General features: G+C 69.8%; 26 protein-coding genes and 2 pseudogenes. 20 read left to right on the top strand and 8 right to left on the bottom strand.

Going from position 1 to position 21,298, the window contains the following annotated elements:
- Positions 1-10 precede the first annotated feature (10 nt).
- The 3 genes from ACFU5O_RS01650 (at position 11) to ACFU5O_RS01640 (ending at position 1,394) form a co-directional block, all read left to right on the top strand.
- Positions 11-418, top strand: a complete 408-nt coding sequence (locus tag ACFU5O_RS01650; protein ID WP_384235017.1) for a hypothetical protein — start codon at positions 11-13, stop codon at positions 416-418.
- A gap of 94 nt (positions 419-512) precedes the next feature.
- Complete coding sequence (locus ACFU5O_RS01645; protein WP_384235015.1) at positions 513-803, top strand: hypothetical protein; 291 nt, start codon at positions 513-515, stop codon at positions 801-803.
- A gap of 228 nt (positions 804-1,031) precedes the next feature.
- The gene (locus ACFU5O_RS01640; RefSeq protein ID WP_384235013.1) at positions 1,032-1,394 is read left to right on the top strand and encodes a hypothetical protein; all 363 of its coding nucleotides are present in this window, start codon (positions 1,032-1,034) and stop codon (positions 1,392-1,394) included.
- A gap of 247 nt (positions 1,395-1,641) precedes the next feature.
- Here ACFU5O_RS01640 and ACFU5O_RS01635 read toward each other — a convergent pair whose 3' ends face one another.
- Complete coding sequence (locus tag ACFU5O_RS01635; RefSeq protein WP_384235012.1) at positions 1,642-2,019, bottom strand: DUF5958 family protein; 378 nt, start codon at positions 2,017-2,019, stop codon at positions 1,642-1,644.
- Between the two features lie 194 nt (positions 2,020-2,213).
- On the opposite strand from ACFU5O_RS01635, the pseudogene ACFU5O_RS01630 reads away from it, so the two are divergent.
- The 5 genes and pseudogenes from ACFU5O_RS01630 to ACFU5O_RS01610 all read left to right on the top strand — a co-directional run.
- A pseudogene (locus ACFU5O_RS01630) lies at positions 2,214-2,532 on the top strand (SAM-dependent methyltransferase); the annotation flags it as partial.
- 93 nt (positions 2,533-2,625) lie between these two features.
- Positions 2,626-3,057 (top strand): hypothetical protein, encoded by a 432-nt coding sequence (locus ACFU5O_RS01625; protein ID WP_384235010.1) that lies wholly within the window; start codon positions 2,626-2,628, stop codon positions 3,055-3,057.
- Positions 3,050-3,283: a hypothetical protein gene (locus ACFU5O_RS01620; protein ID WP_384235009.1), complete on the top strand. Its 234-nt coding sequence runs from the start codon at positions 3,050-3,052 to the stop codon at positions 3,281-3,283. The genes ACFU5O_RS01625 and ACFU5O_RS01620 overlap by 8 nt, the downstream gene beginning before the upstream one ends.
- A gap of 426 nt (positions 3,284-3,709) precedes the next feature.
- Positions 3,710-4,126 (top strand): hypothetical protein, encoded by a 417-nt coding sequence (locus ACFU5O_RS01615; RefSeq protein WP_384235007.1) that lies wholly within the window; start codon positions 3,710-3,712, stop codon positions 4,124-4,126.
- A gap of 74 nt (positions 4,127-4,200) precedes the next feature.
- Positions 4,201-6,438: a tetratricopeptide repeat protein gene (locus tag ACFU5O_RS01610; protein ID WP_384235004.1), complete on the top strand. Its 2,238-nt coding sequence runs from the start codon at positions 4,201-4,203 to the stop codon at positions 6,436-6,438.
- Between the two features lie 350 nt (positions 6,439-6,788).
- Here ACFU5O_RS01610 and nadE read toward each other — a convergent pair whose 3' ends face one another.
- On the bottom strand, positions 6,789-7,619 hold the full coding sequence (gene nadE, locus ACFU5O_RS01605) for an ammonia-dependent NAD(+) synthetase (RefSeq protein WP_384235002.1): 831 nt from the start codon (positions 7,617-7,619) through the stop codon (positions 6,789-6,791).
- 218 nt (positions 7,620-7,837) lie between these two features.
- Here nadE and ACFU5O_RS01600 point away from each other — a divergent pair, with 218 nt between their 5' ends.
- Positions 7,838-8,446 carry a DJ-1/PfpI family protein gene (locus ACFU5O_RS01600; protein ID WP_384236357.1) on the top strand — a complete coding sequence of 203 codons (609 nt, stop codon included), beginning with the start codon at positions 7,838-7,840 and terminating at the stop codon, positions 8,444-8,446.
- A gap of 244 nt (positions 8,447-8,690) precedes the next feature.
- Here ACFU5O_RS01600 and ACFU5O_RS01595 read toward each other — a convergent pair whose 3' ends face one another.
- On the bottom strand, positions 8,691-9,017 hold the full coding sequence (locus tag ACFU5O_RS01595; protein WP_384235000.1) for a carboxymuconolactone decarboxylase family protein: 327 nt from the start codon (positions 9,015-9,017) through the stop codon (positions 8,691-8,693).
- 109 nt (positions 9,018-9,126) lie between these two features.
- Between ACFU5O_RS01595 and ACFU5O_RS01590 the strand changes: the two genes are divergently transcribed.
- Positions 9,127-9,294 carry a hypothetical protein gene (locus ACFU5O_RS01590; protein ID WP_384234999.1) on the top strand — a complete coding sequence of 56 codons (168 nt, stop codon included), beginning with the start codon at positions 9,127-9,129 and terminating at the stop codon, positions 9,292-9,294.
- Between the two features lie 190 nt (positions 9,295-9,484).
- Here ACFU5O_RS01590 and ACFU5O_RS01585 read toward each other — a convergent pair whose 3' ends face one another.
- Entirely contained in the window at positions 9,485-9,967 is a 483-nt protein-coding gene (locus ACFU5O_RS01585) for a phospholipase (protein ID WP_384234997.1), read from the bottom strand.
- 1,148 nt (positions 9,968-11,115) lie between these two features.
- On the opposite strand from ACFU5O_RS01585, the gene ACFU5O_RS01580 reads away from it, so the two are divergent.
- The 4 genes from ACFU5O_RS01580 to ACFU5O_RS01565 all read left to right on the top strand — a co-directional run bounded on the left by ACFU5O_RS01580 (position 11,116) and on the right by ACFU5O_RS01565 (position 15,834).
- Positions 11,116-12,864, top strand: coding sequence for an alpha/beta hydrolase (locus ACFU5O_RS01580; RefSeq protein ID WP_384234994.1), 1,749 nt, complete (start codon positions 11,116-11,118; stop codon positions 12,862-12,864).
- A 172-nt stretch (positions 12,865-13,036) separates the two neighbouring features.
- The gene (locus tag ACFU5O_RS01575; protein WP_384234992.1) at positions 13,037-13,213 is read left to right on the top strand and encodes a hypothetical protein; all 177 of its coding nucleotides are present in this window, start codon (positions 13,037-13,039) and stop codon (positions 13,211-13,213) included.
- A gap of 3 nt (positions 13,214-13,216) precedes the next feature.
- Complete coding sequence (locus ACFU5O_RS01570) at positions 13,217-13,714, top strand: hypothetical protein (protein ID WP_384234989.1); 498 nt, start codon at positions 13,217-13,219, stop codon at positions 13,712-13,714.
- Positions 13,715-14,112: 398 nt separating this feature from the next.
- Entirely contained in the window at positions 14,113-15,834 is a 1,722-nt protein-coding gene (locus tag ACFU5O_RS01565) for a TROVE domain-containing protein (protein WP_384234987.1), read from the top strand.
- 61 nt (positions 15,835-15,895) lie between these two features.
- Here the strand turns inward: ACFU5O_RS01565 and ACFU5O_RS01560 are convergent.
- Positions 15,896-16,018: pseudogene (locus tag ACFU5O_RS01560) on the bottom strand (hypothetical protein); the annotation flags it as partial.
- Positions 16,019-16,265: 247 nt separating this feature from the next.
- Between ACFU5O_RS01560 and ACFU5O_RS01555 the strand changes: the two are divergent.
- The 3 genes from ACFU5O_RS01555 (at position 16,266) to ACFU5O_RS01545 (ending at position 17,704) form a co-directional block, all read left to right on the top strand.
- The gene (locus tag ACFU5O_RS01555; protein WP_384234985.1) at positions 16,266-16,484 is read left to right on the top strand and encodes a hypothetical protein; all 219 of its coding nucleotides are present in this window, start codon (positions 16,266-16,268) and stop codon (positions 16,482-16,484) included.
- A gap of 196 nt (positions 16,485-16,680) precedes the next feature.
- The gene (locus ACFU5O_RS01550) at positions 16,681-17,079 is read left to right on the top strand and encodes a DUF6083 domain-containing protein (RefSeq protein WP_384234983.1); all 399 of its coding nucleotides are present in this window, start codon (positions 16,681-16,683) and stop codon (positions 17,077-17,079) included.
- A 76-nt stretch (positions 17,080-17,155) separates the two neighbouring features.
- The gene (locus tag ACFU5O_RS01545) at positions 17,156-17,704 is read left to right on the top strand and encodes a GNAT family N-acetyltransferase (protein ID WP_384234981.1); all 549 of its coding nucleotides are present in this window, start codon (positions 17,156-17,158) and stop codon (positions 17,702-17,704) included.
- Between the two features lie 298 nt (positions 17,705-18,002).
- On the opposite strand, the gene ACFU5O_RS01540 is transcribed toward ACFU5O_RS01545, so the two are convergent.
- The gene (locus ACFU5O_RS01540) at positions 18,003-18,434 is read right to left on the bottom strand and encodes a protein-tyrosine phosphatase family protein (protein ID WP_384234979.1); all 432 of its coding nucleotides are present in this window, start codon (positions 18,432-18,434) and stop codon (positions 18,003-18,005) included.
- A 193-nt stretch (positions 18,435-18,627) separates the two neighbouring features.
- Here ACFU5O_RS01540 and ACFU5O_RS01535 point away from each other — a divergent pair, with 193 nt between their 5' ends.
- The 3 genes from ACFU5O_RS01535 to ACFU5O_RS01525 all read left to right on the top strand — a co-directional run bounded on the left by ACFU5O_RS01535 (position 18,628) and on the right by ACFU5O_RS01525 (position 19,700).
- Complete coding sequence (locus tag ACFU5O_RS01535) at positions 18,628-19,071, top strand: FxLYD domain-containing protein (RefSeq protein ID WP_384234976.1); 444 nt, start codon at positions 18,628-18,630, stop codon at positions 19,069-19,071.
- Between the two features lie 101 nt (positions 19,072-19,172).
- Positions 19,173-19,367 (top strand): hypothetical protein, encoded by a 195-nt coding sequence (locus ACFU5O_RS01530; protein WP_384234974.1) that lies wholly within the window; start codon positions 19,173-19,175, stop codon positions 19,365-19,367.
- Positions 19,368-19,460: 93 nt separating this feature from the next.
- Positions 19,461-19,700 (top strand): DUF2277 domain-containing protein, encoded by a 240-nt coding sequence (locus ACFU5O_RS01525; RefSeq protein WP_384234972.1) that lies wholly within the window; start codon positions 19,461-19,463, stop codon positions 19,698-19,700.
- Here the strand turns inward: ACFU5O_RS01525 and ACFU5O_RS01520 are convergent.
- On the bottom strand, positions 19,669-20,322 hold the full coding sequence (locus ACFU5O_RS01520) for a DedA family protein (protein ID WP_384234969.1): 654 nt from the start codon (positions 20,320-20,322) through the stop codon (positions 19,669-19,671). The two genes, ACFU5O_RS01525 and ACFU5O_RS01520, sit on opposite strands and share 32 nt — an antisense overlap.
- 455 nt (positions 20,323-20,777) lie before the next feature.
- The gene (locus ACFU5O_RS01515; protein ID WP_384234967.1) at positions 20,778-21,245 is read right to left on the bottom strand and encodes a DoxX family protein; all 468 of its coding nucleotides are present in this window, start codon (positions 21,243-21,245) and stop codon (positions 20,778-20,780) included.
- Between the last annotated feature and the right edge of the window lie 53 nt (positions 21,246-21,298).

The following is a 21,298-nucleotide window of genomic DNA, read 5'->3' as shown; positions in this document are numbered from 1 at the left end:
CGTTCTCGCCATGGCGAGCAGACCCCCTGAGAACTGGCGTGCCTGGATGGCGCAGGTGGCCCGCGACGTCGAGGCCGGGATCTTGGGACCCGAGTGTGCCAGCGCGGCGGAGATGTACCCCGAGTCCTTGCTGAGGGCGACGGACTCCGTGCTGGAGGCGTTCGAGGCGGAGATGCGTGGGCTTGTGAAGCCCTCCGACGAAGAGGTTTTCGGGGCGGTCGAGAGGGTTGTTCTCGCGCTCAATGCTGTCGACCGCGATCTGCGCCACAGTGGGGCCCGCTTCTGCACAGAAGAACGGGAGCAGTTGTGCGAGTACGTCGACCTCACCCTGGGCGAGCATGGTGTGAACGTGGCTGCGCTGTTGGCGAGGAGGGGCATCGACCGAGCCGGGATCACGGACGCCTGGCGCGACTGGTGACCGGGGCTTCCTGAGCTTCCGTCGGTGTGCTGCGTGCGAGGGTCTAGCCCCCCGGTCTCCGGGGCCCTGTCCGTGTAGCGGCATCATGAGTTCCATGACTTCCGGAAACGGCTCAGCGCCGATCGAGAGCACTCACGTCACGGTCGCCGTTGAGGGCAGGGGGCTCCGCTTCTCCTGGGATGCCGATGCCCGGATCGAGGTGCGGAATCTCGGGAGCGAGGTCGTCATCGAGGCGAATGCTGCGGGTCTCAGGACGCTTGCCGGGCATCTTCTGGTGCTGGCCGGCGAAGGAGTTCCGGATGGAGCCCATCTGCACCTCGAAGACAGCAACGGGCTGGAAGTCGGGTCCGTCGGTCTGGTCCTGGAGCGCAACGACGAGGAGTGACCGGCCCCTCGTAGTCGTCGCCGGATCTGACATCCAAAACTGACATCAACGACGGTGGATGGCAGCAGTCGTAAACGGTTTGCAAGATGCTGCAGTACCGACCAGAGGTCATCGACGGCTGCCTCGCTGGCACCGGCCTGCTCCTGGACGGGTGGACACGCTGGCCGGCCGAACGGCGATCGGCTGTGCACGGTCGGAGTAAAGCTGCTGGTCAGATACGGTGACGAGATGACTGAGAGCCTGCCTGCCGACGTAGCCGACGTGCTTGTGGCAGTCCTGGACACGGGCAATTCGGTTCATGCCGCGCTCCGAAAACAAGTACCGCACCTGAGCGTGCGAGCGCGCTGCACATGTGGGTGCGGTACCGCTTACTTCGAACTCGAAACCAGCGAGGTGGAGCCCGCGCCCACCGGCCCCAGCACTGTCGTGGCGGCCGAAGCGCAGCTCGTCACGGAGGCCGGCGACTGCCCCGGTGAGGTCCTGGTCTTCACGCAGGGCGGCTACCTGTCGTGGTTGGAAGTCTGTTCATGGAGCGACGACATCGAAGTGACACTGGCCGCCGCGCGTCACTGGCTGCAGCCACGCTCTTGATCCCGAACGGCCAACGTCCAGCGGTTTCCCATATGCACGACACCACGATCCGACCGACATCACGATCTCCTCGGTAGGCACGGAGTGGAACGAACAGATGACGTCCCGTCCATCCGAGTAGCCCAGCGGCGCGTCAGTCACTCTAAGCCGTTCGAGGCCGATCAGCGGTGGCCAACGACGGCCACTGAGCCTAGGCTCCGCCTGGCTTGGACCAGCGAAAACTCAGGTCCCAGGGCAAGAAGTAACCCTAGGTCGGATCCTGTGGCTGAGCCCTCAAGTTGTGCCACTCGTGACCGCATCCGCCGGCGCAGTGGAGCGCGCGCCTGCGGGTGTCGGCGATGCCGAAGAGGGCGATGAGCAGACGAAACGACTTCGTGAGTTCGTAGGCCGGAAGAGAATCCATCCCGAAGCGCCACTTCGTGAGCATCACCGCAGGCGTGTGAGTGGGGCGAATACCAGAGCGAGCGATGCTATCCGGCACATCGTCCTCGCGAGCACGAGCCTGACCGCAGAACAGCACCAGCGTGTGCAAGGCCTTGCGCTGGTCATCCTCCGACAGGCCCTCGAACCACTCGACACCCACAGCAGTTGGCCTGAGCCCTTGTGCGAGTTCGTTCAGGATCACCTCGTGTCCGTACAACACAGCCTCCCACCCCCATGCGATCTGGCCGACGGTACGCCAACGACTGCCTGCGAGCAGCACAGTTGCACGTGTTCTACGTGCCCCTTCCATGTCCGGCCGGAGCGACGGCCTTTGCCTGCACACGGCTGACTTCCTACGCGCAGGACGGCGAGAATGTCGACGACGAACGCGCCCAGACCTACGACGCCATCAACTCGATCTCCGGCGCGGCCTGGTTCACCGACCCGGCCAAGCTGTTCCCGCTCATCGCCGAGCGGCTGCACCCCGGCGGCGTCCTGGCGTTCTCCCACCCGTCCGCCATGCCCGGCGCCTACGGCCGGCATGTACAAGGGTGGCTTCGCGGGGAAGGCCATGTTCACCTACCGCTACAGCTACACGCCCCGCAGGTGGACCAGCATTCTGGAGCGCGCCGGCTTCCACGATGTCGAGGCCCTGGTGCTCGACGCTCCTGAGCCTGGCCACATCGGCACGCTGCTCGTCACCGCCCGCGCGTAGTCCTCTCGCCAGCCCGGCCCGCTGCCCCCGTCGGCTGGCCGGGGCTCCTTCCTGCCCGCCGGCAACCAGAGTGGATGCAGGGGGACTAGTGGCATGATGCGGTCCAACAATCGGATCGAGGGGGATCGGTTGGCCTGGCTGATCACGCTGGGGCTGGCTTTCGGAGTGGCCGCCCTTCAGACTTGGCTGAAGCTCGTCTCGCGGGAGCCAACACCGGGAGCACGGCACGCACTTACGCTGGACGATGCGGTGTTCTGGATCGACTGGATCGTCACAGCTGCCGCCGCACTTTGCACCGCACTCGTAGGCGCCAGCCTTGAACAGAAACCGATCGCAACTTCAACCGTTGGCGTGGCCTTGGTCGTGCTCATCATGGGGCTGACCTTCATGCCGTATGGGGTGCGCATGATCTGCTACGACGGTAACGGGGTAATCAAGGGCTGGCCCTATGTCGTCTGTGCCGACGCCGTGGGCCTCATTGTGCTGCTGTCCTCCGTTGTGGCGGGGGTGAAGACCTATGCGTAGCAGGGAGCCTCGTCCACGTCGCGAGCACTGGTGGGCAACCACCACCGCCAGCACCTGGGCGGCTTTTGTGGGCCTGGCCGTAACCTCGCTTACCGCCTTCGGCTCGGTGGTCGTGGCGGCCGGGGTGGCCAGCGCCGAGGGCATCGCGTCGCTCGTTACGGGCCTGGTCGCCGTCGTGTCGTCTGCCGTGGCCGCGCGACGGACCCGCAATCACCGTGACGAGTAGCGGGGCAGGGAGCACCGGTTGGGGTGTTGCCGTGCATCACGCAGAGCGCGGCAGCGGGAACAGCCCCAGGTCAGCCCGCATCGAAGGCGCAGGATTGCGTGAGCGGTGCGTGAGCGGAGGTCCCGGCGCGGTCCAGAATGGTCGGAGCGCGCCAGCCTCTGGAGTCTGCCCAAGCAGGGATTCTCAGAGGTTCCAGCGTCAGCCAGAGTGAGTCAGCGGGACAGCCCGCGTCCTGCAAAGCAGATGTCAGCGGTTCGAAACCGACCGCGCCACCACGCCCGCTACGCCTACCGCGTGCACCCGTGCGCCCCCACCGCCCTTGCGCAAGCCCCCTGGGTGCTGCGGGATGAGCGCTTACTGTGGGGCACGCGAGCTGGAGCGGGAGTCCGGCCGTCGGCCGGCGCACACGTGACGGGGGGATGCGGGATGGTGGACGCGGAGACCGGGCAGTTGGTGGAGCAGGCCGCGCCCTACCTGACCGCGGCAGCCGGGGCCTACGGGGTGGCGGTGCTGACGCGGGCGGAGAGTGCCGCGGCCGATGCCACCGTCAACCTGGGCCGACGCATCCTGCAAGCAGTGTGGCGCCGCCGGGATGAAGCCGGACGGGCCGCGTTGGAGGCGGCCGTGGCCGAGGTCGCCGAAGAACCCCAGGACCCGGACACTGCCGCAGTTCTGCGCCGGCACCTCAAGCGCGCCCTACGCGACGATCCCGAACTGCGTGCCGAACTGGCCGTCTTGCTGCCTGCGGGTGAGGGCGCGGTGACGGCGTCGGGGGAGCGGTCGATTGCCGCGCGGACCATCACCACCGCGATCACCGGCGACAACGCCACGATCCGGCCTTGACTGCAAACGGCACTTCAGGGTCCGGCCAGGTGACGGCGTCGGGGGAGCGGTCGATCGCGGCTGGGAGCATTGGGGTGGCGATCACCGGTGACGGCGCCCGGGTGGTGATGCTGCCGCCGGAGGCGGTGCGTTGGGCGCAGGAGGTCACGGCTCCGCCCGGGGCGGGGTATCTGCCGGGCTCTGCGTCCGGGTTGTTCGTCGGGCGGGACGACGCGGTGTTGCGGCTGCGGGAGATGCTGTCCGGCGGCGGTGGGACGGTGGTCACGCAGACCCGGGCGATTCACGGTTTGGGCGGGGTGGGGAAGTCCACCCTGGCCCTGCGCTACGCCCACCGGTACCGGGATGAGTACACGATGGTGTGGTGGATCACCGCGGAGTCGCAGGAGCGGATCAATTCCGGTCTTGCCGACCTGGCGGCGCGGTTGTGCCCGCAGTGGGCCGGCATCGCCGGGCCCGATGAACGGACCGCGTGGGCGATGCTGTGGTTGCAGTGGCATCCGGGCTGGCTGCTGGTCTACGACAACGTCGAGAACCCCACGGACCTGGGCCCGTACCTGGGAACCCTGGCCCTGGGGCACCACCTGGCCACCAGCCGCCGGGCCACCGGATGGCACACCATCGCCCCCACCATGCCCCTGGGCCTGCTCGATCCGACCGCTGCCACCGACCTGCTGATCGCCCTGGCCCTGGACGGTCGCCGGCCCACGGCGGAGCAGCGGAGTCAGGCCGAGGCCCTGGCGCATGACCTCGGGTACCTACCGCTGGCCTTGGAGCAAGCCGGCGCCTACCTGCACCAGACCGGCACCGACATGGAGGACTACCGGCAAGCCCTGGGACTGATGCTGGCCAGGGACGACGGCGGTATTGATGGAGAACGCACCATCGCCCGTATCTGGGACCACACCCTCACCGCGATCACCGCCGAAGACCCACTGGCCGTGACGGTGCTCCACACCGTGGCCTGGCTCGCGCCCGACGGCCTCCCCCGCAGCGTGATCACCCACCTTGCTCCAGAGCCCCGCGCCCTCAACCTCAACGAAGCCCTGGGGGTGCTGCACGCCTACAACATGGTCACCTTCACCGGCCCTGACATCAGCGTGCACCGCCTGGTGCAAACCGTGCTCCGGACCCGCTCCCAGACCGACGCCGATGGCCCACCCGCAGGTAGACACGAAGCCGAACAGACACTATTGCTCGCCCTGAGCCCGCACAGGGACGGCTCCTTCGCCCCGCCGGAGAAGTGGCAGCACCTGATCCCTCACGTGATCGCTCTCGCAGCCAGCACCCCGGTCGGCCGCATTCCCGATGACGTGGACAGGGCCTACCTGTTCGTATCCGAATACCTGCATCAGCAGGAAAGCTATAGCCGGGCTGTACCACTGTTACGGGCCTCCCTCGCCCATCATGAGGAAACACTCGGTCCGAACCACCCCCGCACCTTGCGAAGCCGCAACAACCTGGTGGTCGCTTACGACGCGGCGAGGGATCCCGCACAGGCTCTTCCACTGCTGGAGACCACCCTCGCCCATTATGAGGAGGCGCTCGGCCCCACCCACCCCCGAACTTTGCAGAGCCGGAACTTCGTGGCCAACACCCACCGCTGTGCCGGGGATCTGGACCGTGCCATCCCGCTGGGGGAGACCGTTCTCGACCAGTGTGTGCGGGCGCTGGGCACCGACCATCCCCTCACCGTCATCACTCGCGACGATCTCGCGTACGCCTACGTGGAGGCGGGAAACCCGGAACGAGCAACCTCGCTGTTGGAGCTCAACATCGCCCACCAGGAGGAGGCCCTCGGCACCGATGACCGCCGGACGCTTGTCAGCCGCAACAACCTCGCTTATGCCCACCGTGCGGCGGGGAACGTGGAGCGAGCCATTCAGCTGTATGCGGCCAACCTCGCTCATCAGGAGCGGATACTTGGTCCCAGCCACTCTGACACCCTTACCGGGCGCGGCAATCTGGCTCACGCCTACCAGGCGGCGGGGGATCTTGGACGGGCCATAGCTCTGTTCGAGACGGCTTTGGCGCAGCGCGAGCAGGTGCTGGGTGACAGTCACCCTGACACCGTCACCAGCCGCAACAACTTGGCCCACGCCTACCAGGCGGCGGGGGATCTTGGACGGGCCATAGCCCTGTTCGAGACGGCTTTGGCGCAGCGCGAACAGGTGCTGGGTGACAGTCACCCCGACACCGTCACCAGCCGCGACAACCTGGCCCAGGCTCGCCATGCGGTCCGATCGGTGCGGCACAGGAATACAGCCACCACGTCGGCCGCTGCCGACGGCCGTCAACCGCCGGCCACCGCCTGAGCGGCCTGCCGGACCTCAGCGGCGATGTCGGCGGTTCGAAACCGTCCGCGCCCACTTGCTTGAACCAGTTGCGTCCGGATGGAGGCCGCCCGACGCGCGGGAAGCTTACGGGCGATGCCCGCGGCCCGGTCCGAACGGCTTCCGGTACAGATGCCGAGCGGCGCCCTGGCCACCTGCGAGGGGGAAGGACGCAGAGTCTCCGGGGCGGTGCACAGCCGCCGGACCTGACATCACCGGGCGACCCCACCAGCAGGGATCACGACAAAGGCCCAGTTCACCGGCTTATGCGGGGAGCCTGGGCCTTGATCGTTCTCGCCATTGCGGCGAGGCGTCCGGTACCGATGCCGGTTCTAGGGAGCGACGGGCAGCCGGCGCTTGTGGTCGGTGAGGCGGTAGCGGCGGACGATCGTTTCGAAGGCCCGCTCGTCCACCGGCTTGCCCTCCAGGAAGTCGTCGATGTCGTCGTAGGTGACCCCGAGCGCGTCCTCGTCGGCCTTGCCCGGGTCGAGGGTCTCCAGGTCGGCCGTCGGGGTCTTCCACACCAGCTCGGCGGGCGCGCCCAGCGCGTCCGCGACGGCGCGCACCCGGCGTTTGGTCAGGCCGGTCAGCGGGATCAGGTCGGCGGCGCCGTCGCCGAACTTGGTGAAGAAGCCGGAGACCGCCTCGGCGGCGTGGTCGGTGCCGACGACCAGGCCGTCGTGCGCGCCGGCCACCGCGTACTGGGCGATCATGCGCTGCCGGGCCTTGATGTTGCCGTGCACGAAGTCCTGGTGGTGGGCGTCGCGGAAGCTCACACCGGCGGTCAGCGAGGCCTTGAGCGCGGCGTCGCTCGCGGGCTTGATGTCCACGGTCAGCACGTGGTCGGCCCGGATGAAGGAGAGCGCGAGTTGGGCGTCGTGCTCGTCGGCCTGGACCCCGTAGGGCAGCCGCATCGCGTAGAACCGCGCCTCGTGCCCGGTGGCCCGAGCCCGCTCGACGGCGAGCTGGCACAGCCGGCCGGTGGTGGTGGAGTCGACGCCGCCGCTGATGCCGAGCACGAGGGAGCGCAGACCGGTGGAGGTCAGCCGCTCGGTGAGGAAGGCCACCCGTCGTTCGATGTCCCGCTCGGCCTCGAAGGTCTCGGAGACCTGGAGTTCCCGGGCGATCTCCTGCTGCAGGGCTATGGACGCCGACTCGCTCAAGTCTGCTCCCTTTCCGGTTCACGATCTTTCCGGTTCACGATGTGCTGTCTCGCCCACCCTACCCAGGGGTCCGACGGCAGCCGCTGCATCATCGGATCGATCTCGGAGCTCGAAACGCGGAGCGGCGGCAGGCATGCCACCAGCCGCTGATTGGCTATCGACCCGGAACCGCGCGCCAGGGAGGCTCGAGAGCTGATGCCGTATTTGGAGGAGTTGTGATGCAGGTAGCCGTAGTCACCTTCGACGGGTTCAACGAGCTCGACAGCTTCATCGCTTCCGCGCTGATCAACCGGTGCCGTAAGGACGGTCTGGAGGCCTTCATCACGACGCCGACGCCGGTGGTCACGTCGATGAACGGCGTCGAGGTGACCGGGCAGCGCCCGATGGGGTTCGTGACCGAAGCGGACGTCGTGCTGATCGGTAGCGGGGTGAAGGCGCGAGAGGTGGTGGCCGACGATCGGCTGATCTCCAGGCTGCTGCTCGACCCTTCGCGGCAGCTGATCGGTGCGCAGTGCTCCGGCGCGCTGGTGCTCGCCCGGCTCGGGTTGCTGGACGGTATGCCGGCTTGCACGGACATGAAGAGCCGGCCCTTTGTCGAAGCCCGCGACGTCACCGTGCTGGATGCGCCGTTCCACGCCGAGGGGAACATCGCTACGGCGGGCGGTTGCCTGGCGTCCCAGTATCTCGCCGCGTGGGTGATCACCCGCACGCTCGGGGAGGACGCCGCGCGCGGCGTCATCGACTACGTGGCTCCGGTCGGCGAGAACCAGGAGACTGTTGAGCGCGCCATGCGTGCCGTCCACGCGGGCGAGGTTGCACTGCCCTGACGCCCCGCGCGATCAGCGCCCGGCGTGCCACCGCAGCTCAGCGGGCATCCGCGTACGGCATCTTCCGAACTCCTGGGGCTCAGCACAGCAACGCACAGTTCGTTGCCGTCGTGGGAGTGGGGCAGTCGTGGGAGTGGGTCAACTGGGCGGCGGCACGGGATGGCGCCATGACTTGCCCGGCTGTCGGCCGCGCCGATCGTCGATGCCGGGCGCGGCCGGTGACTCCAGACCTCGGGTGACGTCTCTACGCCCGGCCCCGGGCGTCGGCTTCGGCGACGGCGATCTCGATGCTGAGTGCTTCGGCGATGTTGCCGGCTGCCGTCATGACGCGGGCTGTGCCCACGATGGGGGCGATGGCGACCAGGACGTCCTGCAACTGGTCGGCGGTCAGACCGGCCTGGAGGGCGGGGTCGATGTGGGCGACGTAGGAGATCGGCGGAGCGTCCGAGGCGGCGAGGGCCGCGATGCGGGTAAGCATGAACATGTCCGGGGCCAGCCCGCACCGCTCGATCGAGTCGACCGTCATCGCGGCGAGGGTGTCCAGTACCGGGGTTTCGGATGCTGTGGCCATGGCAGGTCGTCTCCTGTTGGTGTCGTGACGAGGATCAGCGGGCGGAAGCAAAGCAGCGCTCCGCGCCTCGGTGCATCTCCTGCTCGACCGTAAGTCCGATTCCCGCGGATTGCCTGTCGGGGGATCGTCCGAGGAGGGAGGCGGATGGGCGGCAGCGGGGCGGAACCGGCGGGCCCGCGCCGAGGACGTCGGCGCCCACTTCCGCTTCCTGGCCCGCATCCTCGGGCTCGACATGCCGGTATCGAGCACGCCGACCCGCGAACTGCTGGGCCGGTAGCCGACCCGCCTCGGGCTCATCGACGACCGCGACAGCGGCCACTGCGACAGCTGACCTCGTGCTTTGACGGAGCTGGCCGTCCGGGAACGTCACCAGCAAGTGAGGAGTGCGCCTGAGTCGGGCGGGGGGACCGGTGCTCCTTCCTGTGCCTGTGAGGCCCCTCGCCGAAGCGAGGGGCCTCACAGGTCTCTCAGGCGGCCGCAGCCTCGCTCGGCGCCTGGAAACCGAAGATCACCACGGCCTGGTAGTAGGTCCACGCCGTGCCGTTGCAGGAGGTGCGTGTGGCGCCCGAGTAGCGGGCGCAGACTCGCTTCAGATCCTCGTAGAACGCCGAGTCGATTCTGGCCTTGTTGGCGCTGAACGTGCCGGCGGCCTTGTAGTTCCGGTAGCCGAAGTCATGTCGTGCGCATGACATCTGAAAAGGAAAGCCGAACGGGTTGTCGGGCGAGGACGAGCAGTAGTCCGTGGACCAGTCGAAGCCGTAGGCGCCCCAGGCGCCCTGATTGGCCCGGGCGGCCGCCCAGGCGTTGTAACTGGACGCGCTGGTCTGGGTCCAGGAGCTGAGCACCTGGGGCTTGTCGGCGGGGACGGCAGAGGCGGTCTGCGCCGGGATCAGTGCGGCGGGCAGCGCCAGGGCGAGTGCGGCGAGCGGAAGGGCAGAACGGCGTCGCATGCAGAACCTCCGTACTCAGGACGGGAGTTGGTGCGCGCCACGTGGCCGGTCCACGGGCCGGTCCAGAGTGCCGGGTTACACGCGTCCTGCACAGCCTTCGCGTCACGAGCAGCGGATGAATTCTTGTCGGCCGGTCCGGGCATGGGCGTCGTAATGACCGCCCGGCGCTCCGCAGTTGGCACATGCTCACCGACGACGCCGAGTACCACGATCTCGGAGCGGACTGCTTCCTCCGGCGAACCGCCGCACGCGACAAACCTTGGAATCGGCCTGAGCCGCGGAGGTGCGGGACTTTCGCATCGGACCCCACCGACCTTGATCTTTCTCTGCTCGCAGTGTCGGTCTTCTGCCAGGAAGCAGTCATGGAAGCAGCACTGGTCGGACTTGCGGGCACAACGGTGGGAGCTTCGACTGGCTTTGCGGGCGCATGGCTTGCTCAGCGCGGACACGCGTGGGTTCGCGACCCCGGCCGGGCCGCCGTTGACGAACGACGGCGTGCCACAACCGGGCTCCCGGTACCGCACGGCCGTGCCCCGGTAGATGGTGGCCGGCCGATGGTCGCCCGGGGGGTCGGCGGTGACACCCACCAGGTCCACGAGCCAGTCCTGGACAGTGTCGCCGTCCCGGACTGCCTCGATCGCCACGATGCGGGCGGAGCAGCCCGCAGCACGAGCGCGTGGACCTCATCACGAGACCTGCCGAACGGCACTGTGCGCACGGCTTCGCAGCGGTCCGTACGGTCGCGCCGCAATGTGGACCCGGCCGGAAGGGGCGGCAGCCACGCGTCCGCAGCCGTGCCCGCACGATGATCCCCAGGAGTAGCCCACGCCGGCGTTCGGGGCAGATGCTGCCCCTCGCCAGGTCGCCGGACCGTACGAAGTGGACACCAGGCGCGCCGGAGCGTGCCGTGCGGACGGGCACACCTGCATAACGCCGTTGGGACAGGGGCCCTCTCGCGGTCACCCCGTCCGGTCGGGGACGGTGCGGCGGACGGCGCGGCGGCCGTGGCCGAGGTCGCGGGACGCATTCGGCCGCGGTCGGTTTGCGGGCCTTGTCGGCACGCGGTGTTGTTGACAACGGATGCGTGCCGACGTCCAGCGCATCGGCGGCATCGGCGGCATCGGGCGCTCGGCCGTGGAGGACAGGGCATGCACATATCCGCACCCGTAGCGGGCCGTCGGGGCTGTGCCGCGGCCATGGCCGCGGCGGTGATCTCGACGGTACTGACAGGGCCGGAACCCGCCGCGGCCGGCGGTACGCCGACACCTTCGGTGCCCGCCCCGCAGCTGGACTGGAGACGCTGCGTGCAGGGCAGTCAGTTCGACTGCGCGACCGCGAAGGTGCCACTGGACCACGGCAGCCCAGGTGGTCGCACCATCGAGCTGGCAGTCGTCAGACGGAAGGCAACCGGGCCCGGACGGCGCATCGGCACCCTGTTCTTCAACCCCGGCGGGCCCGGCGGGCCCGGAACGGTGCAGATGCCACAGAACTACGAGTTCTTCCCGCGCGAGGTGCGGGAGCGGTTCGACATCGTCAGCTGGGACCCACGCGGAGTCGGCAACAGCACCGCGGTGAACTGTTTCGACAGCCCCGGGCAAGCCGACGCGTGGGTTGCGGGCAGACCGGCCGGCCTCCCGGTGGGCGAACAGCAGCGGACGGCATGGATCGCCGCGTACAAGGATCTGGCCCGGCGCTGCAGGCAGCGTGACCCCGAGCTCCTGCGCCATGTGTCGACCACCGACACCGCTCGCGACCTCGATCAGCTCCGCCAGGCAGTGGGCGACCCGCAACTCAGCTACCTCGGGATCTCCTACGGCACGTTCCTGGGCGCCACCTACGCCAACCTCTTCCCCGGCAAGGTCCGCGCCATGGTCCTCGACAGCAACATCGACCCGCAGGCCTGGACGAACCACGCCTCCGAGGAGGAACCCCGGCTCACGACATTCCTGCGCATGGGCTCGGACCGCGGCGCGGCAGCAGTCCTGGACGAGTTCCTCGCCCTGTGCGGGTCCACCACCACCGCCCGCTGCGCCTTCTCCGCCGGCAGCCCCAAAGCGACCCGGGACAAGTTCGACCAGCTGATGGGGCGCCTCCGGGAGCATCCGGTGGGCACGTGGACCTATGGCCGTACGGTCGGTGACGTAGTGCCCGGCCTCTACAACGTCCACCCAGGATGGACGGACCTCGCCGGCAGGCTGCAGAACCTCTGGCAGGGCCGCGTCCCGGAGCCGTCCCCACCCCCACCCGCACCACCGGTCCCGCATCCGAATCCGTACACGGGCGAGGAACAGGCCGCTGCGGTGTTCTGCGGCGACAGCCCCAATCCGCGTGACCCCGGTGCCTACCACGCCCTGGAGGAGGCCAGCGCCACCCGTGCGGGCGATGCCGGACGCTTCTGGACCTGGGCCACCGTGGGGTGTGCCTCCTGGCCCGCCGTTGCGGCCGACGCCTATCGCGGCCCGTGGAACAAGCCGACGGCACACCCCGTCCTGCTGGTCGGCACCACCTACGACCCCGCCACTCCCTACTCGGGCGCGCAGGCCATGGCCGAAGAACTGGCCGACGCTCGCCTGCTCACCCACAACGGATACGGGCATACCGCACTGCTCAACCCCAGCAGCTGCGTCAACAGATACGAGAGCAGCTACTTCATCGACGGCACCCTCCCGCCGGCCGGAGCGACGTGCCGGCAGGACACGCCCCCCTTCCTCGAACCCAAGCCACAGGGCGGCGTGGCCACCGGCGGGGGCGCGTTGGCCGGAGGGGACACATCCGGCTCGAAAGGGAGAAATCATGCCGTCGTTCGGGAGCGCCGCGAAGTAAGAGCTCCGACCGGGCGTGCCCTCCGTGAGGCGTTCGAGCGTGCCCTGGAAGCCGTGAAGCCCTGGAAGCCGTGAAGCCGTGAAGCCGTGAAGCCGTGAAGCCGTGAAGCCGTGAAGCCGTGAAGCCGTGAAGCCGTAAAGCCCTGAGGCCGTGCCAGCACTCTCGGCCGCGGCCTTGGGGAGGGATCCCGCCGGCCGAAGCATCAACGCAAAGACATCCATGTCGGGTTGGAGCTGGGGAGAGACCGTGACCATCGACCTGCAACCGGATGCATCGGCCGGTTCCCTGGTGCGCATCGAGAGCCGATCGAAGATGCCGTTCAACGTGTTCGGTTCCGGCAAGAACCAGCGCAACCTCGAGGTTGTCGTCCGCGCCCTCACCGATCCCTGGGCGCCCCGTGCCGCACATACGAGGGGAGAGTGAACCGTGGCGATGGTCGGACTGTTCTGGATCAGCGAGGAGTCCGTGTACGTGGGTTCCCCGCCGGCCGCGGACGGGCATGGCGTCCGGCTCACCGCCGAGGGCCTGGAGGCGGTGGGCCCCGACGGCCTCCGGGCATGGACGTGGACGGACCTGAGTTCTGCGGCCGTTGAGGCTGCGCCCCTGCGCGGGACACCGGGCCGCCGACTGGGGATGGCCCTGGACGCCTTGCTCACGGCGGCGTCCGGCCTCGGCAACGAGCCGCCGGAGATGTCTCTGCGCCTGGAGACGGCGGACGGCGTGGAGGAGGTACCGGTGTACTCGGCCGCAGCCGGTGGTTACGGCCCCGAGGAGCTCGCCCTTTCCCAGATCCTGCTCGCCCGTTTCGTGGCGGGCACGGCCGACCCGCTGACCCTCTCCGCCTGGGGCCGGCAGAACAGCGGCCAGGGCACGCCGAAACCGCGCATGCGGGAGGCCCTTCTTCGCGTATGGGCGGAAACATGAGCCGCCGGCCACGAGGGTGCAGGCACAAGCACCCATGACGTGGTCGCGCCGAGGCCGGATGAGCTGGGCGGGGCCTCGGAGACCCTTGCCAGGCATACAAGGCAGGTGTCGCTGACGACGGGCGTGCGAGATCGAGCGTTCGGTCTCAGTCGGTCGGCGGCCGACGGCGCAGTGCAGACGTGGGGCGGCTCCGAGAATTCGGATGCATCTCCGAGCCGGCCCGGGTAGCGTCCCGGTTCGACGCCTTCCGATGCGCCGCGCCCCGGTTACTTCCTGTCGACAAACACCGGTGCCCACCTTTGATCTCGGGAGGCGCCTTCTTTCGCGTGCGCCGAGCCGCGCTTCGTGCGTTCCGACGGTGCGCCCCTTCGACCGCCACCCTCCAGGGGGATCTCTGCATGACCCGGTTCAACCGTCAGCGGGCCAAGTCCGAAGCCAGGAGCGAGATCCAGGCCGAGATACCGGGTTTGACCGAAGGCGGAGCGACATCCACGCTCTCCACGCACGGCCGGTGGATTCTCCCGCCGTCACGGACCGCCCGGCGGACGGTCTTCCCTCTGCCACAGGGCATCAACCACCAGGGGGGTGCCGGGTACGCCCGGGAGCCGAAGTCCGAGCTCTTCCTGCTCGCCGTCGCCCATATGGCCGGACAGAGCAGCTTCTACGAGAGTGCCCGGTCACGCGACGAGCGCTACGCCCGGCTGGTCCGCCAACTCGCGGTCAGCGACCCGGAGTGGACCCTCGGGCTGCTGCGCTGGCTCCGCACCGAAGCCCATATGCGGACGGCGTCGGTGGTGGGCGCCGCCGAGTTCGTCCGTGGCCGGCTGGATGCCCGCGCCGCCGGTTTCTCGCGGCAGGCCGTCGACGCTGTGCTGCAACGTGCCGACGAGCCGGGCGAGTTGCTGGCGTACTGGACCTCCCGGTACGGGCGGAGGCTGCCGCAGCCGGTCAAGCGCGGGGTCGCGGACGCCGTGCGCCGGCTCTACACCGGCCGCGCGCTGCTCAAGTACGACACGGGCTCACGGGGCTTCCGCTTCGGCGATGTCCTGGAGTTGACCCACGCCGCCCCGGCTCCTGACCGGCCTTGGCAGGGGGAGCTGTTCCGGTACGCCCTGGACCGGCGCCACCACCCCGACCGCGCCGCACCACCGGCCGGCGAACCGCTCCTCACCGCCCACGACGCGCTGATGTCCGTCCCGGCCGATGAGCGGTACGACCTGGTCACCGGGGCGGACGGTGGCGAGCGGCTGGCCGCGGCCGGGATGACCTGGGAAGCGCTCGCGGGCTGGCTGCACGGGCCGCTGGACGCGGCGGTCTGGGAGGCCGTGATCCCCTCGATGGGGGCGATGGCGCTCGTGCGCAATCTGCGCAACTTCGACCTCGCCGGCGTCGGCGACCGGGTGGCCGCGGACGTGGCCCGCCGGATCTCCGACCCGGCCGAGGTGTTCCGCTCCCGCCAGTTCCCGTTCCGCTACCTGGCTGCCCACCGCAACGCGCCGTCACCGCGGTGGGAGCAGTCCCTGGAGGCGGCCCTCGGGCACTCGCTCGCCAACGTGCCGGCTCTGCCCGGTCGGACCCTGGTCCTGGTGGACCGGTCGGGCTCGATGTTCGACCTGCCCAGTGGGGGTACCCAGCTCAACCGGGCCGATTCCGCCGCCATCTTCGGCACCGCACTGGCGATGAGGGCCGAGCAGGCCGACCTCGTCGAGTTCGGCACCGACAGCCGGCCGATCGAGCCGGCGCCGGGCGAGTCCGTCCTCCGGGCGCTGGACCGGTTCCACGACCTCGGGGGCACCGACACCGCCGGAGCGGTCACCCGGCACTACGCCGAGCACAACCGAGTCGTCGTCGTCACCGACGAACAGGCCCACTGGACGCCCTGCATCGAGCCGCTCAGCGCCGTGCCCGAGCACATCCCCGTCTACACGTGGAATCTGGCCGGCTACTCCATGGGCCACAGTGCCGCCGGGCCCCGGCGGCACACCTTCGGCGGCCTCAGCGATGCCGCGTTTCGGCTGATCCCGCTCCTGGAGGCCGGCGAGGAGGCCAGGTGGCCCTGGGGGCCCACCTCCGGGGACGCGGCTTCCGGCTCCCCGGGAGGGGATGTGGCCTCGAGGTGATCAGTGCGCGCCGCGACCGGAGCCCTCGTCGGCCTCGGGGCCGGAACTGCCTGACCGCGGTCCCGTGGGCCACGAACCGTCCAAAGTCCTGCCCGCCCCCGGACTGCGTCGCAGTGACCCGAAGGCCGACGAGCGCATCGGCTCCCGGTTCGGCGGCCTGCTCATCGAGGGCCGACAGAGCCTGTTCAAGACTGTCCCCGAGGCCTCGCCCCCCGAGGCCTCGCCCCCCGAGGCCTCGCCCCCCGGGGGCTCCTCGGCGCTGGTGCCGATGTCTCGGCCGTGGCGGACGTCGGTATTGCTCGGTTGCCGAGAACCGGTGGCGCGCCGCATGTCCTGGTGGTCAACCCTGCACAGGGGCGGCCTTCACCCGTATGGCGGGCGTCTCGCGCTGTCCGGATGCGCCCGGATAGGTCCGGGTGGACGCTGAAACCATGGCTCACGCGCCCGTCGTCGTTCATCCGCTGTCGCCGGAGGGTGGCAGACGCGTGACGATCCGTGGCGAGTCCGTGGGGACCGCGTACGACCTGTTCGACCTGCTGGAGTTCCTGCGCCGCGCGGAGCTGCCGGAGGCCGACACCGCGATCGACGACCCGGAGCTGATCGAGTGGCAGGGCGGCGGCCCGGACGTGTGGTCCGAGCCGTCCTCGTAGGGCACGACCGTGCAGGAGACCGCCGCGTCGCCGGGCATCGGCCGCGCGCCGATGCGACCCATACGCGCCCTTTCGGCCCTGAACGTCCGTGTTCACTCTCGAACGCATGGGGGCGATTGGGGACAATCCCGGGATTGTTTGTCAACGCTGTTGTGACGACGGGCCGTCGGTGAGTGAACGTGGTCGCATCAGTCTCATGGCCGTGCTCTGTGAACGCTGCTGGAACGAGCACGCCAACGAGATCGCCGTCCACGAGGGCGCCACGGACCCACCCAGGCCTGAACCTGGTCCGGACGACGTGACTGGGTACGAGCCGCCGCGCTGCCGCCACTGCAAGGCCGATGTTGTGCCCTGCCTCACCAACTACGACCGTTGGGTTCATCTCGATACGACCGAACTGCCGGCGAAGGACGTACCTCCTCGCCACCGCTGGCGAGTTGTGACCATCCGGGATCGCCGGTCCGGCGTCCCCAGTGTGGTGGCCGTACGGGTCCGCGGAGTCGTACCCCTTCCCGGTGAGTTCGTACGCCCTGCCCACCGGGCCGTGTGTCTCGATCCGGATGCCGGGGACGAAGTCCGCCGGGGCAGTGACTGAGCTCCTCGACCAGCATCCTCATGGTGTCGAAAAGTGGATTGCCGACGCCGGTCCCGCGTGGGTAACGTCGCCGCGCGTGACCCCGACTCTGCGCACCGAACGGCTGCTCCTGGAGCCGTATCGCCCTGAGGACGAAGAGGACTTCGTCGCCTTGTTCCAGGACACGAGGGTGTCGCGGTGGATGGGGGACGGTACTTCGTCGGAGGCCGAGGACCGGGCCCTGTTCGGGCGGATCTTCACGAAGGTCTACGCCGGGGAACTGTTCGACGTCTGGGCCGTTCGCCGGGGCGGACTGCTGGTCGGGCATGCCGAGATCAAACCGACCGACGCCGTCGGAGGTCACGAGATCATCTACGCCCTGGCGCCGGTGGCCTGGGGGTCCGGCCTGGGCGCCGAACTCGCTGCGGCCGTCGTCGCCCACGGCTTCGGCACCCTCGGGCTGAGCGAGGTGCATGCCACGGTGGCGGCGCCGAACACGGCGTCACTGGCCCTGCTTCGCAAGCTCGGCTTCGAGCACGTCAGGGACATCGAGGAGCACGACGGCAGCACCACGCACGTGTTGACCCGCCGGGTGACCGCGACCGTCGAGTCGTCACCCGCCCGGATCGCTCGGATCGCCCGGTAGGCGCGGGCAGGAACTGGTCGGTCCTGCTGAACCGTTCGGTACGGCCGGACCGGCAGCGCCCGGGCAGGCGTCGGCCCTCCCGTGGGGAGGTCGGGAGGGACGGCGTGGCCCCCGCCCGGAGATTCAGCACCGGGCGGGGTGCGCACAGCATGCATCCATTCCGGCCATCGGGATAGAGGTGTGACCGGAAATCGATCCGGTTTCGCGCGAGGAAGCATCAAGTGCCCGGTCGTACGCGCCGGGTCGGCTTCTTCGGAGCCCGGGCCGCGCGGAGCGGCCGGACGGCCTTACGGCAGGGTCACAGGGTGAAGTGGCGCACGTACCGCCGCTGCCAGGGCGTTTCCACGGCGCGGGCGTCGTAGTGCCGCCGTACGAAGGCCACGGCACGATCCGGCGGTACGCCGTCGATGACGGCGAGGCAGGCGAGCGCCGTGCCGGTCCTGCCCCGGCCGCCGCCGCAGGCGATCTCGACGCGTTCGGTGGCGGCGAGGGTCCAGGCCTCATGGAGAAGGATGCGCGCGTGGGCGGGGTCGTGGGGGAGGCGGAAGTCGGGCCATCGGAGCCAGTGGGCCTCCCAGGGGACGGCCGGAGGCTCCTTGCCGTAGAGGTGGACCGCGTACGTGGGAAGAGGTCCGGGTGGGACGGGGCGGCGAAGGGCGCGCCCGCGGACGAGCCGGCCGGAGGGCAGGCGCAGGACTCCGGGAGCGGTTGGGTGCCAGGCCTCAGTCATTCCTCCGAACGTAGCGGGTCGCGCGCTCCGGTCGTAGGGTGGCCCCCGTCTCGTCCGTACGAGCCGTGGGGGATTCGTGTCCGGTCCGCGTCCGCATTCGGCCGGCCCGCAGCCGCCCGGCCCACAGCCGCCGGGCCCACAGCCGCCGGGCTGGGGCACCCCTCCCCCCTGGCCTCCCAGGAAGTCGAACACCGTGCTCATCGCCACGTTCGGCGTGCTCGGCGGGCTGGCACTGCTGTTGATCCTCGGAATCGCGCTGCTGGGCGCGGTCGTGGGGAAGTCGGGCAGCGCCGGGGCGGGTGGAGGGAGTGGAAGCGCGCGGTCCGGTGCGGGGACTGCCGCGGAACCGGCGGACCGGGGGCACGTGGAGGACGTCGAGATCACCGGGTGTGAGGTCGACGACGTCACGGGTTGGCCCTCCGCCGAGCTGACCATCACGAACAAGAGCAGCAAGGCGAGCAACTACTGGGTGAACGTCGAGTTCGTGACGAGCACGGGCACCCGCGTCGAGGACGGGTTCGCCGCCACCAGCCATCTGGCGCCCGGGCAGAAGGCCGAGAAGAAGGTGCAGGCGCTGACGAAGGTGCCGGAGAACGTCAACTGCAAAGTGACGAAAGTGACACGGTTCGCGTCCTGAGGCCTTCGAAGGCCCTGCCGACGGGGTTGAAACTATGGCATCCGTCACCGCAACCGGCCTATGGGTGCCGGTTGTCAGTGGGGAGCCGTAGCCTTGTGCGTATGTCCCCCAACCTTCGCAAGCCTGGTTCCGTGCGGTCCGCTGCCGTGGTGAATGCGGAGATTCGCGCACTCTGGGCCCGTTCCGGCGGCCGGTTGTCCGCCGTGGACGAGGCGTGTTACCAGCGGCTTCTTGTGGAGTGGGCCGCAGCGGTGGACGAGGCCGCCATGGGCGGGGAAGTCCGCGACGCGGCGTGATGGGCCGCCCGGCCCCCGGCTGCGGTACACACGGCTGGGGAACGCACGCCTGACGGCCTCCGGGCCGAGGGCCCCATGGCCCACACTGGAGTCATGTGCCGCAGCATCAAGACTCTCCGACCGCCCGTTCTCCCGCACGAGGCCACCGAGGAGGACGTCAGGGCCGCAGCCCTGCAGTTCGTACGGAAGGTGTCCGGCTTCCGGGCGCCGGCCGCGCACAACCAGGAAGTGTTCGACCGGGCCGTCGACGAGATCGCGGAGGCGACCCGCGCGCTCCTCGACGGGCTGGAGGTGCGCGGGGCTAGGCGGGTTCCGGAGCCGGACGTCGCATGACGTACGCCGCCAGCGCGCCCGCCCCCACGAGGGCGAGGGCGGACACGCCCACGCCCACCCAGGTCGCGCCCAGCCACTGGCCGCCGAAGTAGCCGAGGGCGACGCTGTAGCCCGCCCAGGCCACGGCCGCGAGGGCGGACCAGGGCAGGAACTCCTGCACCCTGCGGTGCGCGGCGCCCGCGCCCAAGGACACGACCGAGCGTCCGGCAGGGGCGAAGCGTGCGATGACGACGAGCAGGCCGCCACCCCGGGCGATCGCCGCGCCGAGACGTTCCTGCGCCGATGTCAGCCGCCGGGAGCGCGCGATGGCCCGGTCCAGCCGTTCTCCGCCGCGCCAGGCGACGCGGTACGCGACGAGGTCACCCAGGACCGAAGCGGTGGTCGCGCAGAGCAGCAGCGCCAGCAGCGAGGGCACTTCCTGCGGCGGTACCTGGTCGGCGGCAGCGGCCGCCGTCGATCCTGCCGCCGCGGCGGCCGTCGAACCCGCAGCCGCGGCCGTCGCCGCGGTGATCACCAGTACGCCGCTGGGCAGCACCGGCAGGAACACGTCCAGCAGCACGGACAGGGCCACCACCGCATAGATCCATGGACCGCCGGTCAGCAGCCGCACACTGTCGAGCACCTGGACTCCCCGATTCCCCGGACTGCGCCGCGACGTCGCAGGGGAGCGGCAGGGGCGGCATGACAGCCATTGAGCGTACGCCCGTGTTCGGCGGACAGATCGGCAGGGGTGGGGGTGAAGTCGGACATGGTGCGGGGGGCGGGGAGAGCCGACGGGGTGCGGCGTCGATCGCGGAGGGCCGGCCGGGGTACGCGGAGCCGGGCGCGTACCGCGCCGGGCCCGGACCGCCCGCACCCCGCCCGAACCGTCGGTCCGGGTCCGAACCGTCGGTCCGGGTCCGAACCGTCGGCCCGGGTCCGCCGGACGGCGTCGGTCGCTGAGGCGCCGGGTCCGCCGGGCCCGCCGGGTTCGTGCCAGGGCAGCGCGGATCGCGTACGCACGGTACCCGGACGGCGCCGGACGCGACTCGGCCCGGACCCGGACAGTGCCGGACCCGGGCCGCACGGACCGGAACGTCAGGCCGCGACGGTCGCCGCGGGCTCGTCGCTCTTTCTGTCCTCCGCCGTCGCGCCGCGCGACGAGAACAGCCGGTCGACCGCCAGCGCGCCCGGGCCGGTGAAGAGCAGCAGCAGGAAGGCCCAGCAGAAGAACGCCGACAGTTCGCCGTTGTTCTGGAGCGGGAAGAGTCCCTCGGGCTGGTGCACCTTGAAGTACGCGTACGCCATCGAGCCAGAGGCTATGAACGCCGCCGAGCGGGTGAAGAGGCCGATCAGTACCAGGCTGCCGCCGACGAGTTCGATCACGGCCGCGTACCAGCCCGGCCAGGTGCCGGCCGGCACGGTGCCGCCGTGCACTCCGCCGAGGGCGCCGAAGAGCGAGTCGGCGCCATGGCTGGTGAAGAGGACGCCGACGACGATCCGGAAGAGGCCGAGCGCATACGGCTGGGCCTGGTCCAGTCGTGAGGAAAGCGCACGAGTGGCCATGAGAAGGACTCCTTCGGTCTGGGGACGTGGAACCGGCGAGCCTCAAGTTAGGG

Origin of the sequence: Streptomyces sp. NPDC057445 (genome assembly GCF_042802855.1) — a bacterium.
Classification (GTDB): Bacteria; Actinomycetota; Actinomycetes; order Streptomycetales; family Streptomycetaceae; genus Streptomyces.
The sequence above is the reverse complement of the archived record's forward strand: the minus strand, read 5'-3'. Positions and strand labels throughout refer to the sequence as shown.

Bases quoted from the DNA above. Each gene is read 5' to 3' on its own strand.
- ACFU5O_RS01525 (WP_384234972.1), top strand. From the start codon at position 19,461: ATGTGCCGCAGCATCAAGACTCTCCGACCGCCCGTTCTCCCGCACGAG.
- ACFU5O_RS01580 (WP_384234994.1), top strand. From the start codon at position 11,116: ATGCACATATCCGCACCCGTAGCGGGCCGTCGGGGCTGTGCCGCGGCC.
- ACFU5O_RS01565 (WP_384234987.1), top strand. From the start codon at position 14,113: ATGACCCGGTTCAACCGTCAGCGGGCCAAGTCCGAAGCCAGGAGCGAG.
- ACFU5O_RS01540 (WP_384234979.1), bottom strand. From the start codon at position 18,434: ATGACTGAGGCCTGGCACCCAACCGCTCCCGGAGTCCTGCGCCTGCCC.
- ACFU5O_RS01595 (WP_384235000.1), bottom strand. From the start codon at position 9,017: ATGGCCACAGCATCCGAAACCCCGGTACTGGACACCCTCGCCGCGATG.
- ACFU5O_RS01640 (WP_384235013.1), top strand. From the start codon at position 1,032: ATGACTGAGAGCCTGCCTGCCGACGTAGCCGACGTGCTTGTGGCAGTC.
- ACFU5O_RS01530 (WP_384234974.1), top strand. From the start codon at position 19,173: ATGTCCCCCAACCTTCGCAAGCCTGGTTCCGTGCGGTCCGCTGCCGTG.
- ACFU5O_RS01515 (WP_384234967.1), bottom strand. From the start codon at position 21,245: ATGGCCACTCGTGCGCTTTCCTCACGACTGGACCAGGCCCAGCCGTAT.
- ACFU5O_RS01585 (WP_384234997.1), bottom strand. From the start codon at position 9,967: ATGCGACGCCGTTCTGCCCTTCCGCTCGCCGCACTCGCCCTGGCGCTG.
- ACFU5O_RS01600 (WP_384236357.1), top strand. From the start codon at position 7,838: ATGCAGGTAGCCGTAGTCACCTTCGACGGGTTCAACGAGCTCGACAGC.
- ACFU5O_RS01650 (WP_384235017.1), top strand. From the start codon at position 11: ATGGCGAGCAGACCCCCTGAGAACTGGCGTGCCTGGATGGCGCAGGTG.
- ACFU5O_RS01555 (WP_384234985.1), top strand. From the start codon at position 16,266: ATGGCTCACGCGCCCGTCGTCGTTCATCCGCTGTCGCCGGAGGGTGGC.
- ACFU5O_RS01625 (WP_384235010.1), top strand. From the start codon at position 2,626: ATGATGCGGTCCAACAATCGGATCGAGGGGGATCGGTTGGCCTGGCTG.
- ACFU5O_RS01550 (WP_384234983.1), top strand. From the start codon at position 16,681: ATGGCCGTGCTCTGTGAACGCTGCTGGAACGAGCACGCCAACGAGATC.
- ACFU5O_RS01615 (WP_384235007.1), top strand. From the start codon at position 3,710: ATGGTGGACGCGGAGACCGGGCAGTTGGTGGAGCAGGCCGCGCCCTAC.
- ACFU5O_RS01645 (WP_384235015.1), top strand. From the start codon at position 513: ATGACTTCCGGAAACGGCTCAGCGCCGATCGAGAGCACTCACGTCACG.
- ACFU5O_RS01620 (WP_384235009.1), top strand. From the start codon at position 3,050: ATGCGTAGCAGGGAGCCTCGTCCACGTCGCGAGCACTGGTGGGCAACC.